This is a genomic window from Sphingobium trunci (genome assembly GCF_022664535.1).
In the GTDB taxonomy this organism is placed as follows: Bacteria; Pseudomonadota; Alphaproteobacteria; order Sphingomonadales; family Sphingomonadaceae; genus Sphingobium.
The window spans coordinates 20,451-32,955 of the sequence record NZ_JAKUJY010000004.1; the positions used below are offsets into that span (position 1 = coordinate 20,451).

At 66.0% G+C, this 12,505-nt stretch carries 12 protein-coding genes; 8 read left to right on the top strand and 4 right to left on the bottom strand.

Features of this window, described 5'->3' with window-relative positions; all coding sequences use genetic code 11:
• Positions 1 to 16: 16 nt before the first annotated feature.
• Together MJ601_RS04840 and MJ601_RS04845 are read right to left on the bottom strand one after the other, a co-directional pair.
• A complete protein-coding gene (locus MJ601_RS04840) occupies positions 17 to 1,621 on the bottom strand; it encodes an FAD-dependent oxidoreductase (protein ID WP_242123860.1) in 1,605 nt (534 codons plus the stop codon).
• Entirely contained in the window at positions 1,618 to 3,711 is a 2,094-nt protein-coding gene (locus tag MJ601_RS04845) for a molybdopterin-containing oxidoreductase family protein (protein WP_242123862.1), read from the bottom strand. The genes MJ601_RS04840 and MJ601_RS04845 overlap by 4 nt, the downstream gene beginning before the upstream one ends.
• A 199-nt stretch (positions 3,712 to 3,910) precedes the next feature.
• Between MJ601_RS04845 and MJ601_RS04850 the strand changes: the two genes are divergently transcribed.
• From MJ601_RS04850 to MJ601_RS04865, 4 genes are all read left to right on the top strand, one after another.
• The gene (locus MJ601_RS04850; protein WP_242123865.1) at positions 3,911 to 4,804 is read left to right on the top strand and encodes a LysR family transcriptional regulator; all 894 of its coding nucleotides are present in this window, start codon (positions 3,911 to 3,913) and stop codon (positions 4,802 to 4,804) included.
• 133 nt (positions 4,805 to 4,937) lie between these two features.
• Positions 4,938 to 5,660: a TetR/AcrR family transcriptional regulator gene (locus tag MJ601_RS04855; protein ID WP_242123866.1), complete on the top strand. Its 723-nt coding sequence runs from the start codon at positions 4,938 to 4,940 to the stop codon at positions 5,658 to 5,660.
• Positions 5,661 to 5,665: 5 nt separating this feature from the next.
• Positions 5,666 to 6,859, top strand: a complete 1,194-nt coding sequence (locus tag MJ601_RS04860) for a cytochrome P450 (protein WP_242123869.1) — start codon at positions 5,666 to 5,668, stop codon at positions 6,857 to 6,859.
• 12 nt (positions 6,860 to 6,871) lie between these two features.
• The gene (locus MJ601_RS04865) at positions 6,872 to 7,309 is read left to right on the top strand and encodes an MAPEG family protein (RefSeq protein WP_491572887.1); all 438 of its coding nucleotides are present in this window, start codon (positions 6,872 to 6,874) and stop codon (positions 7,307 to 7,309) included.
• Between the two features lie 6 nt (positions 7,310 to 7,315).
• On the opposite strand, the gene MJ601_RS04870 is transcribed toward MJ601_RS04865, so the two are convergent.
• Entirely contained in the window at positions 7,316 to 7,924 is a 609-nt protein-coding gene (locus MJ601_RS04870) for a TetR/AcrR family transcriptional regulator (protein ID WP_242123872.1), read from the bottom strand.
• A 92-nt stretch (positions 7,925 to 8,016) separates the two neighbouring features.
• On the opposite strand from MJ601_RS04870, the gene MJ601_RS04875 reads away from it, so the two are divergent.
• The 4 genes from MJ601_RS04875 to MJ601_RS04890 all read left to right on the top strand — a co-directional run bounded on the left by MJ601_RS04875 (position 8,017) and on the right by MJ601_RS04890 (position 11,299).
• Complete coding sequence (locus MJ601_RS04875) at positions 8,017 to 8,757, top strand: SDR family NAD(P)-dependent oxidoreductase (protein WP_242123874.1); 741 nt, start codon at positions 8,017 to 8,019, stop codon at positions 8,755 to 8,757.
• A gap of 15 nt (positions 8,758 to 8,772) precedes the next feature.
• Positions 8,773 to 9,690 carry an SDR family oxidoreductase gene (locus tag MJ601_RS04880; protein ID WP_242123876.1) on the top strand — a complete coding sequence of 306 codons (918 nt, stop codon included), beginning with the start codon at positions 8,773 to 8,775 and terminating at the stop codon, positions 9,688 to 9,690.
• Between the two features lie 63 nt (positions 9,691 to 9,753).
• A complete protein-coding gene (locus MJ601_RS04885) occupies positions 9,754 to 10,764 on the top strand; it encodes an NADP-dependent oxidoreductase (protein ID WP_242123878.1) in 1,011 nt (336 codons plus the stop codon).
• 46 nt (positions 10,765 to 10,810) lie between these two features.
• A complete protein-coding gene (locus tag MJ601_RS04890) occupies positions 10,811 to 11,299 on the top strand; it encodes a DUF2147 domain-containing protein (RefSeq protein ID WP_242123880.1) in 489 nt (162 codons plus the stop codon).
• A 241-nt stretch (positions 11,300 to 11,540) separates the two neighbouring features.
• Here the strand turns inward: MJ601_RS04890 and MJ601_RS04895 are convergent, their stop codons facing one another.
• Positions 11,541 to 12,500 (bottom strand): SDR family NAD(P)-dependent oxidoreductase, encoded by a 960-nt coding sequence (locus tag MJ601_RS04895; protein ID WP_242123882.1) that lies wholly within the window; start codon positions 12,498 to 12,500, stop codon positions 11,541 to 11,543.
• Positions 12,501 to 12,505 lie beyond the last annotated feature (5 nt).

A 12,505-nucleotide genomic window follows, 5' to 3' on the forward strand; every position in this document is an offset into this window, starting at 1 on the left:
CGGCTCCTCTCGATTTTCAGCCTTTGGCGACGGCGACCAGTTCGGCGATGCTGGTCAGCTTCGCGCGGACCTGCGCCGGGCTGGTGGCGTTGGCCCGTTCGTGGCGGTCTATCCGTTCCCAGCCGTCGAGGCCGAAATGGTCGGATCGCCTGGCGCCTGCGAGCGCCGCGAAGGCCGCGTCGTCGCCGGATGGCGCGGGGAGCCGTCCTGCACCGAAATCCGCGATCAGGGCGTCGACGGTCTCGGCGGCGCAGCGTCGGTTCGACCCGATGACTCCGGACGGGCCGCGCTTGATCCAGCCGGTGGCGTAGGTGCCCGGCAGGATGCGGCCGCCTTCATTGGGGTAGATGCCCCGTGCCTCGTCATAGGGCAGGCCCTCCAGCGCCGCGCCGCGATAGCCGATGGAGCTGATGACGAGACCGCAGTCGAGCGCTTCCGGCGCGGCATCGGCATCGTCCGTGCGCGAGAGCAGCAGGCGTTCGGTGTGGCCATCGCCTTCTATGGCCAGGGGCGCGCGGAAATAGCGGAAGACAAGGCGCTTGCGATGGCCCCGCAGCGGACGCCGTGCCATATCGGCGAGCAGCGAGCGTTTCAGCCGTTCGGCGAAGCTGCCGGAAGCGTCCTGATCGAGCAGGGCGGGCGGCGCGTCGACGATGATGTCGATATCCTCCATTCGCGCGAGGGCGGAGAGTTCGGACGCGGTGCCCGCCGTCTGCGCGGGGCCGCGCCGTCCGAGGATGACGACTTCCTCGATGGCGCTGCCGGCCAGCGCGGCGCGGGCGGGGGCGGCGATGTCGCTCGTCGCAAGGTCCGCTTCGCTGCCGAGCAGGATGCGCGCCACGTCGAGCGCGACATTGCCGTTGCCCACGATCACCGCGCGGCGCCCGGACAGGTCGGGGGCGAGGCCGGCATGATCGGGATGGCCATTATACCAGCCGACGAAGCGGCTGGCGGAGAGGACGCCCGGCAAATCCTCCCCGGCGATGCCGAGGTTGCGTCCGCCCGGCGCGCCGACGGCATAGATGATGGCGTGGAAATGGGCGTGCAGTTCGGCCACGCTGATGTCGCGGCCGATCTCCATGTTGAAGAGGAAGCGGACGCCGCCGCGCGCCAACTGGCGCTGGAAAGCGTCGGCGGCGCGCTTGGTGCGCTGGTGATCGGGCGCGACGCCATAGCGGACCAGTCCGCCGAAGGCAGGCAGCCGTTCGATCATTATGATCTCGGCACGCACGTCCCGCCGCTCCAGCAGGTCGAGCGCGGCATAGCAGGCGGAGGGTCCGGTGCCGACGATCGCGACGCGCAGTTCAGGGGCGTCCGCCCGTTCCGGCCTGCCCGCCATCAGGACCGGGCGGCGCGGGGCGCGGCCGGTTTCCGCATAATAGGCGTTGGCGAAATCGGCGAAGCAGCGATCCTCCTCCGTCAGCCCATGGTCGGGCACGATGGCGTCCACCGGGCAGGCTTCGGCGCAGGCGCCGCAATCGACGCAGGCGACGGGATCGATGTAAAGCATCTCGACCTTGGCGAAGTCGCCTTCGTCGGTGGTGGGATGGATGCAGTCGACCGGGCAGACCGGCACGCAGGCGGCATCGACGCAGCAGCTTTGCGTAATCACATAGGTCATGCGGCGCGCTCCACCATCAGCGGGACGCCGGTCAGCACCGGCATATGGTTGACCGTCTGGGTGAGCGCGTCATGGCCGGTCAGGACGTTGACATTCACCCCCTGCGCCGAGGCGGGGTCCAGCCCGCCCCAGCCATGCGTCAGCGACACGCAGCCCGGGCGCAGCGTCGGATCGGCGCGGGCAACGGCCGTGACGCTGCCATGGCGGGAGGTCAGGCGGACCTGGCTGTCCTCCGCAATGTCCAGCCGGGCCATGTCGCCGGGATGGAAATGGGCGGGGTTGAAACCGTCGCCGATGTCGCGGAACTCCCGGCCGAGCGTGTTCATGATGCCGCGCATGCGCCGGACGATCAGGCGCAGTTCGCCATCGCCCGCGCCGGGGCGGGCGAGCGCGGCAGCGATTTCCTGCGCCACATCTTCGGGAATGAGCTGGAGGCGATTGTCCTTCATCGCGTCGGATGCCGGTTCCACCTTCGCCTGTCGCGGCGCGGCGAGCAGCCCGTGCGGCGCGGCGGCGATCTCCGCCAGAGGCACGCGGCCGCGCCCCGCCGCCCATTGGAGCAGCGTTTCGGACGAAGGCGGCGCGTCCATGTCGAGGTCGCGTCCGGACACGCGGATCGGAATGTCCATCACCCGCGCCAGTTCGAAGAAGAAGCGCCAGTCGTCGATCGTGCCCGGCGGCGGTTCGACGATGGGGCCGGTCGCCATCGCATAGGGTTTGGGGAAGACATATTCCATCGTCATCGTATGGTCGCCGCGTTCGTAGAACATGGTCGGGGCGATCACATAGTCGGCCATCTGCGCGGTTTCGGAGAGGCGGGTGTCGATGGCGACGAGCAGGTCGAGCGACGCGAAGGCCCGCCGCGTGCGATCCGCGTCCGGCATGGCGAGCAGCGGGTTGGCGCCCGAGACGATGAGCGCGCGGATGCGGTCTTCGCCCGGCTCCAATATCTCGTCGTTCAGCGTGCAGGAGGGCAATTCGCCCATCAGGACGCCGGCGCCGAACCGGCTGCGCCAGCCGCGTTCCCAACTGCGCGCGGGCGGCGAGACTTCGGCACGCGCGGGGAGGTCCGGCATCATCACCGCCGGGCCGAAGGCGGGTTCGCCCTCCCGCCGGTAGCGGCCGCAGACCACGTTGATGCAGGTCGCCAGATGCTCGGCGACGTTGGAATCCGGACCCATGCAGACGCCGGTGCCGGTCGACACCATGCCGCGCGGGCCTTTCGCGAACAGCCGGGCGGCCTCCAGCAACTGGCCGGCCGGGATGCCGGTGACCGCCTCCACGCGCTGTGGCGTCGCCGATGCGACCGCATCGGCGAGCGCTTCGACTCCGTCGGCGAAGCGATCGCAAAATTCGCGGTCGTGCAGCCCTTCGGACAGGATGATGTTGAGGATGCCCGCGAAGATCAGGGCGTCATGTCCCGGCACCGGCATCAGGTGGATGTCGGCCTGATAGGCGGTTTCGGTGCGGCGCGGGTCGATGACGATCAGCTTCAGCCCGCGCTCGCGCGCCGCGCGGAGCGAGGCGGAGGGGTTGTGCATCAGCACCCCGTCCGCCGTGCCGCCATTGACGGAGATTAGCGGATTGGTGCCCGCAAGCATCCACACATCGGCATCGTCGAAGCCCTGCCGCCCGCCCATATAGTCGCCCATGCGGCCGCTCACGACCCATTTGGCCGACTGGTCGATGGTCATGGTGGAAAAGATCTTGTGCGATCCCACCCCCTTCCACCAGGCGGCGGCGATGGATCGGGTGAGGCTGTTGAACGCCTGCTGCGTTCCCCGGAACATGCCGGCCGACTCGGCACCGCTCTCACCGATGATCTCCGTCAGCCTGGCGCCGATCTCCGCCGCCGCCACCAGCGGATCGATGGGGGCGAAGCTGCCGTCGGGCTGTTTCTTGAGCGATTGGGTGAGTCGCGAAGGGCCGGCCAGCAATTCGCCCCCGCGCCGTCCCTTGGGACAGGTGAAGCCCTGCGACAGCGGATTGTCGGCATCGCCGACGATCTGGACGATGCGGTTGTCCTCGACATTCGCGATGATGCCGCAGGATGCCTGGCAAATCCGGCAATAGCTGATCTTCTGTACCATCTTTTTCCCTCGGGGCGGCCTTTCGTCCGGCCCCATCCTCTCATGCGCGGTCCCCCCGGGAGGTTCCCCCCTGCGCAGGCCCCCCGGCCCTTATATCGCTTCCCAGGCGCTAACATCAGGGATGGCGTCAATCATTATAGAAGATGCATATCAGTCATAATATATATGTTATGAATGCGGTGTCTGCGGGAGCCAGATGATGCGATTGCGGTTGAACGATCTGGAGACTTTCGCGGCGGTCGGGCGGCATTTGTCCTTCACCCGCGCCGCCGCCGAACTGGGTATTTCCCAGGCCCGGGTTTCGGCCGTCATCAAGGGGCTGGAACAGCAATTGGGCGTGGCGCTGCTGCACCGCAGTTCGCGCAATGTGCGGCTTTCCCTCGCCGGAACGGAGATGCTGGCCCATGCGCAGGAGGTTCTGTCCGCGCTCGACCGGGCGGCGGAATGCGCCGCCGGCTGGCGATCCCGGCAATTCGGAAGCATCCGGATCGGGGCGCCGCTGAGCACCGCGCTGATCCCGGCCCGTCGCGAAATGATCGAACGGTTCCAGATGGCGCGGCCGGACGTGACGATGACGATCGTGAACGAACTGACCGGGCCTTTGCTGGACATGCTGGGGGAGGGGGCGATCGACATCGCGATCACCTTCGGCGAATGGCAGCGCCCGGGCATCGAAAGTCACCGCGTCGCGACCGCGCGGGGATATCTGATCGTGTCGGAGGGCGACCCGCTGGCGGCACTGGACGTCGTGACGGCCGACCGGTTGAAGGGGCGCGCGGTGGCCGTCTTCCCGCGATCCATCGGCGTGCTGCACGATCCGCTGTACGAGCCGTTCCGGCAGGCCGGATGCAGCCTGGTCGAAGCGCCCGAACCGGCCATGTCCTCGCTGATCTCTTTCGGCCGGCGCAATCGCCTGCCCACCGTCATCCATCTGTGGGAGCCCTCGGAACTGGCCGCTTATCCCGATGCGGTTCCGCTGGCCGAGCGCGCCTTCGATTCCGTCCTGACGATCTTCAAGCGGACCGACGTGACGAGGGGGACGACGGCCAAATTCTGGGCGTTGGCGACGGGCCGGGCCGAAGCCGCCCTTTGATCGTACCCGGGCTGGACCCCGGTCTTGCCCTGCCTTGCGACAGTGCATGAGACATATTTCAATTTCGTATCAAATCATGATACAAACACCTATTGAAGTTTCATGCGGCAGGGATCGAATCGGAGACATGCGGATGGCAGCGGGCGTGAAGGGCAGGCTTGCCGTGCGAAGCGGCGATGACGCCGACCCGATTCTGGATGCCGCCGTGCAGGTGGTCCGCGCCCATGGCATAGACGGCGCGACCATCGATCGCATCGCCGAGGCTGCCGGATTGAGCCGCGCCACCCTCTATCGCCGCTTCAGCAGCCGGGACGCGATCATAGCCGACGTGCTGCGGCGGGAGGCGGCGCCCTATGTACGGGAAGCCAGGGCGGTATCCGAAAGCGCGGAGAGTTTTTCCGCCGGCATCATCGCCGGCTTCGTCTTCACGATCGAGGCGATGCCGCGCTATCCGATCGTCGAATCCGTCTTCGTCAGGCAATTGAGCGACAATAATGCGCGCATGCTCCAGCCCGTGTTCCGGGAACTGGTGGGCCAGGGTCTGGGCAATCTGCTGGCCGTGCGCACCGGCTGCGATCCCTTCACCGGCAGCGACCGCGACGAACTGTTCGACTGGCTCGCCCGCACCTTCCTGAACATCGCGGCGCGCGCGCCCTGGAACAGAGCCGAACTGGAACGCCATGTCGCGACCTTCGTCCTGCCGGTGCTGGATGCGCGCTATTCGCAGGTCGTTGCCGAGCGCAAGGACGATATCCTCGTCCGGCTCGCCCAGGTCGAGGCCGCCGCCCAGGCGCTGGCCGGACAATGCGCCGAAATCCGCCGCCTGATCGGCGGCCATCACAGCCCTCAAGGATAGAAATCATGAATGCGATTGCCGTGCCGTCCCATGTCCCGTTCGACCGGGTGCTGGATTTCGACATGATCGCCGATGTCGCCAAGGGCGGCCTGCAGGATGCCCACCGCGCGCTGCACGACAAGGCGCCGGACGTCTTCTTCACGCCCCGCAACGGCGGCCACTGGGTCGCCACGCGCATGGCCGACATCACCGAGATCATGACCAATCCGGAGGTGTTTTCCAGCGCCGACGCGCTGCCGCCCATGCCCTGGTACATGCCCAAGATGAAGCTGCCGCCGCAGGACATGGACCCGCCGCAGCATATGCGTTACCGGCTGCTGCTGCTCAAATTCCTGGCCCCGCGCGAGGTCAAGAAGCTGGAAACGCGCATTCGCGCGCTGATGACCGAACTGATCGACGCCGCGCTGGCGAAGGGATCGGTGGACTTCGTCGCCGATGTCGCCGTGCCCTTTCCCGTCAAGATCTTCATGGGCATGATGGGCATGGACATGAGCCGCTTCCGCCAGTTCGTCGGCTGGGCGAACGCGGCGCTGGCATCGGCCAAGCCCAGGGACCGGGTGATGCCCTTCATCCGCATCAACCTCTATATGCGGTCGCTCATCAAGCAGCGGAAAAAGCATCCGGGCGACGATGTCGTCTCCATGCTGATCGCCTCGGAGGTCGAGGGCAAGAAACTGTCGGACGGCATGATCCTGCAGATCTGCAACCTGCTGTTCCTTGCCGGGCTGGATACGGTGACGAACGGGATGACCTTCATCCTGCGCCATCTGGCGGAGCATCCCGACCAGCAGCAAAGGCTGCGCGACAATTCCGACGAGATACCGGGCGCGATCGAGGAGATGCTGCGCCGCTATGCCTTCGTCACGGTCATCCGCCGGGTGACGCGCGACACGGTGCTGAACGGCGCTGCGCTGCACGCGGGCGACATCATCTATGGCAGCCTGGCGGGCGCCAGCAATGACGAGCGGGTCTTTCCCGATCCCGGCACGGTCGATCTGGATCGGCCGCGCCCGTCCCATGTCGCCTTCAACACCGGGCCGCATAATTGCGCGGGCGCCAATCTGGCGCGGCTGGAGCTGAAGGTGTTTCTGGAAGAATGGCTGAGGCGCGTTCCGCCCTTCCGGCTGAAGCCTGGCCAGCATCTGGAGACGCGCGGCGGCGCGATCCTCGCGATCGAGCAGTTGCAGGTCGTCTGGTAAAGGGGAATGGCGGTGGTGGCGACGCAGGAGATTGTGAAGCCGGTCGCTGTGCTGGCGGCCTGGACCATGGTGATGCTGGTCTGGCTCTATGTCAGCCGCACCGCCGCCCGCGACCAGATCAAGGTCGATCCGCGCGACATGGTGGGCGGGACGAGCTGGGACGTGGACCGCATGCTGTCGGGCAAGGCGAACTGGGCCGCGCATAATTACAATCATCTGCACGAGGCACCGACCGTCTTCTATGCCGTCGCGCTGCTGCTGGCCCTGATGGGGCAGGGCAACGGGATCGCTGCGGCGCTGGCCTGGGCCTATGTCGCGCTGCGCATCGTCCATTCGGTCTGGCAGGCGACCGTCAATCGCATCCTTGTGCGGCTGGCGCTGTTCGGCCTGTCGTCGCTGGTGCTGATGGCGCTGACGCTGCTGGCGGTGAAGGCGGCGTTCGGTTTCTGAAAACGGTCAGCCGGCGGGCGTGATGCCCGCCAGGATCAGATAGACGATACCCGGCAGCGCGTCGTGGAAAGACTCCAGCGTCGCGCCGGTCGCATGTTTGGCACCGTAAGCGGCGAAGAACAGGGTCGTCGCGACGTCGGATGCGGATTGCCCGGCGCGGGCGAGGCTGACCTCGCCCGCCGCATCGGCCTGCTGCAGCAGCAGCGCGAGCCGTTGCCCGAAGATGCGGATCGGATCGTCGGTGGGGATGGTCGCCTCGCCAGCGGCAAAGGATTTCAGTTCCTCGATATGCTCCGAATTCCCGAACCAGGAAAGGGCGGTGCCGTAGACCGCGTCGAGAAAGGCCGTGACCCGCCGCTCGAGTGGTCCCGTTGTTGTTTCGGCTGACGCGCAGCGCTGTTCCTGCGCCAGCTGGAAACGCCGGATCATTTCCCGGAACATTTCCTCCTTGCCGGAAAAGTGCAGGTAGAGCGTCGCCTTCGCCACGCCCGCCTCGCGCGCGATGTCGTCCACCGACGTCCGCCTGTAGCCATAGCGCACGAACAGCGACCGGGTGGCGGCGATGATCTGGTCGGTCTTGGGTGCCGAAGCGAGGACAGGTGTGGACAGGTTCATGCGACCATTCCCTAGCACAAAAAAACGACTAGACCAAAAAGACAGAATCAGTATATATGGTTCATATCACAAAAGTCGGACAGGAGATTGCAATGGCACGTTTCACGGGAAAATCGGTCGTCATCACGGGCGGATCGAGCGGCATCGGCCTGGCGACGGCGCAGCGAATCGTGGCCGAGGGCGGGCAGGCGCTCATCACGGGCACCAATGCGGAGAAACTGGCGGCGGCGCGTGCCGAGGGCATTCATGCGCTGGAGAATAACGCGGCCGATTTTGCTGCCGCTGACGCCCTGGCCGCCAAGGCGAAGGAATTGTTCGGCCAGATCGACGGCGTTTTCCTGAACGCCGGTATCGGCAAGGGCGCACATTTGGGCCATATCACCCCGGAATTCTACCATCTGCAGATGGACCTGAATGTCGGTGGCGTCATCTTCGGTGCGCAGGCGCTGCTGCCCTTGCTACGGCAGGGTGGATCGATCCTGGTGACCGCCTCGGCCGCGAAGGATCGGGGCATTGTCGAAGGCGCGATCTATTCTGCCACTAAGGGCGCGGTCCGTTCGATGGTACGCGGGCTGGCGCGCGAACTTGCGCCCCAGGGTATCCGCGTCAACTGTGTGAGCCCCGGCCCGATCGAGACGCCGTTTTTCGAGCGAATTGGCTTGCCCAAGGAAGTGCTGGACATGATCGTGCAGCACGCCACCCAGACCAATCCGCTGGGTCGCATGGGCCGCGTCGAAGAAGCTGCGGCGGTCGCTGCCTTCCTGCTGTCGGACGAGGCAAGCTTCGTGACTGGCGCCGACTATGCCGTCGATGGCGGCGAAGCACAGCTCTGACCGGAAAGGCAAGACATGACCGATCGCGTTGAAGCGCTGGGTTTCGGCAAGCGCAGCACGGCGGAAGAGGTGACCGAAGGCGTGGACCTGTCTGGCCGGACGGTGCTGCTGACCGGCTGCAATTCGGGCATCGGGCTTGAAACGATGCGGGTGCTAGCGCTGCGTGGCGCCCGCATCATCGCGGTCGCGCGGGACGAGCAGAAGGCACGGGCGGCGCTGGCGAGCGCAGGCGTGGCGGACGGCATGGCGGTGGGCGCGGAGTTCACCGACCTGAGCTCCGTCGCGCGCGCCGCCGATGCGATCCTTGCCAGCGGCGTCCCCATCGACATCGTCATCACCAATGCGGCGATCATGGCCCTGCCGAAGCTGGAGACGGTGAACGGCCTCGAAAAGCAGTTCATGGTCAATCATGTCGCGCATCACCTGTTGGTGACGCGCCTGCTGCCCGCGCTCCGGCGTTCCGGCCGGATCGTGGTGGTGGCCAGCAATTCCCACAATTTCGCGCCGCCGGACAAGGGCATCGATTTCGACAATCTGGACGGCGCCAGGGGCTATAGCGGTTTCCGCTTCTATGGCCAGTCGAAGCTGGCCAATGTCCTGTTCTCCAGGGAACTGGCCCGGCGGCTGGCGATGGAGAAGATCACGGTCAACGCGCTGCATCCCGGGCTGATCGGCGCGACCGGGCTGCACCGCTACATGAAGGGGCCGCTCAACTGGATCGTCAATCTCGTCGCGCTGTTCGGCAAGACCGTACCGCAGGGCGCCGCAACCACCTGCCTGCTGGCGGCCCATCCCGCGCTGGAGGGGACGAGCGGCGGCTATTATTCCGACTGCCGCCCGGCCAAGTCATCCGCATTTGCCGGGCAGGCCGATCTGGCGCGCAAGCTGTGGGACCGGACCGACAAGATCATCGCCGGGTTGGGCATCGCCTGATTCATTGACCTGCCTGCCGGGATCGAATGCTGACCGGCCAGCCCCCTGAAGGAGAGAGTCCGGATGACCGTCAATCGCCGCTTTACCCTGATCCAGCGCCCCTCCGGCCTGCCGGACGCGTCGAATTTCCGTCTGGTCGAGGAAGCCGTTCCGGCCATCGGCGATGGCGAGTTCCTGATCCGCAACCATTATGTCTCGCTGGATCCCGCGATCCGCAACTGGCTGAACGAGACGGTCACCTACATGCCGCCGATCGCGATCGGCGATGCGCTGCGCGCCTCGACAGTCGGGGTGGTGGAGGCCAGCAATCATCCCGGCTTCGCGGTGGGCGACTGGGTGTCCGGCCTCAACAAGACCGAGGAATATTCCATCGGCGGGCGCGATCCCTTCACGCAGAAGGTCGATGTGGGCCTGGCGCCTTCGCCCTCCGCTTTCCTGTCGGTCGCGGGCGGAACCGGGCTGACGGCATGGTTCGGGATCGAGGCGGAACTGAAGCCGGAAAAGGGCCAGACGCTGCTGGTGAGCGGCGCGGCGGGCGCGGTCGGGTCGATCGCGGGGCAGTTAGCCAAGCGGCGCGGCGCGCGTGTGGTGGGGATCGCCGGGGGCGCGGAGAAATGCGCGCGGCTGACCGAGCGCTACGGCTATGACGCCGCGGTCGACTATCGCGGCAAGGATGTCGAACGGTTGAGCGCCGACATCGCCGCCGCCTGCCCGGACGGCATCGACCTGGTGTTCGAGAATGTCGGCGGCGTCGGGCTGGACGCGACCCTGCTTCATATCAACCGCAAGGCGCTGATCATCCTGTGCGGCCTGATCTCCGAATATAATTCGCCGCGTTACGGCACCCGCCAACTGATCGAGGTGCAGATGCAGGGCGCGACGATCAAGGGCTATCATGTGGCCGATTACGGCATGCAGATGGGCGAAGGGCGCCGGGCGATCCTGGACCTGCTGGCGCGGGGCGAGCTTGTCCATGACGAGCATGTGCTGGAGGGCATCGACAATGCCCTGCCCGCTTTCCTCAGCCTGTTCGACGGCAGCAACCAGGGCAAGGTGATGCTGAAGCTGGTTTGAGAAGACTGGCAATTAGAGAAGATTGCCGATCGTGCAGGAGCCCCCCATGCCCAGCCCAAGATCCCGTCCATCGCGCCGTGCCATGATCGTCATGATCGTCGCGATGGCGCTCCTGGCGGCAGCCGCCTTATTCCTGCCGATAACCGGGGCGCAGAGGTCCGCGCCCGATGCGATTGCAGGCGTCTGGTCCGCCGATGACGGGTCGTCGAACCTCGATTTCATGCGCGCCGCGGGCGGCTATCAGGCCCGCATCGTTTACGGCCGCAAGCTGATGGAGCCGGATGGCGTTTCGTTCAAGCGGGATGCCCTCAATCCCGATCCGGCCTTGCGTTCGCGCTCGATGAAGAATGTCGTGATCGTCACCGGGCTTCGCTATGACAACGGAATTTGGACCGGCGGCTCAATCTATGACGCGACTTCAGGGCGGACCTTCCGCTGCATGCTGTGGATGAAGAACGGCGCGCTCTATTTGCGGGGCTATTTCGGCTTGCCGCTGCTGGGCGAGACCCGCAGCTTCCACAGGCTTGCCGCCTGAGCGGACGAGAGCCCGACAAGAGAAATCCGGGGGCCATTGCCGCGGCATAAGGCGGAGGACTATCCGTTCCGCCTTTCAGGCCGTCGATGTCGATTGGTCCAGGAGCATGATCCGATCAACCTGAATCGGATCATGCTCTCTTTGCCTTTGACTATTGCCATTAAAGTATCGCGCGCAAAGTTGGGAATCGATTTGCGCTCAAAGCGATACGAAAACAAAGAACTGGCGCGCGACTTACGCCCTAGAACCGCTCGCCCACCATCTCCTCGCTCCTGGCCCACAAGGCCTTGGCCCGTTCCGGGTCCAGGGCATAGCTGCGCACGCCCGACCGGCCTGGTCCGTCCTTGACCTCCGCCACATGGCAGTCTTCGCAATAGCGTCCGCCGATTTCATCGGCATCGGCGACCACCGCGGCCCAGGTCGTCGTCGCCGCCCCTTCGGGAATGGACTTCAGGGTGGACAGGGATTCGCCGGGGGCAGCGATGGATTTCGCCAGCTCCATGAACCGGGCCATGACGTCGCCGTCCATATGGCGGCCAAGTTCCGTCCGGATGCCGCCGGGATGGACGGCTGCCGCGCGGATGCCCCTGTCCCTGTGGCGGCGGTCGAATTCGACCGCGAACAGGACGTTCGCCGTCTTGGAGCGGCCATAGGCGGGAAAGCGGTCATATTCCGTCCGCTCGAATCCGGGGTCTTCCAGATTGACGTCGGAAAACCGGTGACCGGCCGAGGCCAGCACCACCAGCCGGCCGCCCGGACGGATCAGGCCCGCAATGCGGTTGACGAACAGGAAATGCCCGAGATGGTTGGTGCCGAATTGCGTCTCGAAGCCGTCCACGGTCTTGCCCAGCGGCGGCGCCATCACGCCTGCGTTCGCGATGACGATATCGAATGCCCGCCCCTGCCCGACGAGGGCGTCGGCGGCCTTGCGCACGCTGGCCAGGGAGGCGAGGTCGAGTTCGATCAGTTCCAAGCTTCCCCCACCCGCGCTTGCGGCCTCGCGCACCGCTTGCGTCGCCTGCCCCGCCTTTTCCAGATCCCGCGCGGTTCCCACCACCGACGCCCCATGGGCCGCCAGCGCTCTTGCCGTCTCCACCCCAAGACCGGCGGACACGCCGGTTATCAGCACGCTCCTGCCTGCAAGATCTACCCCCGCAAGCACCTCGTCCGTGGTCGATTTCTCTCCGAATGTCCGCGCCATCTCGT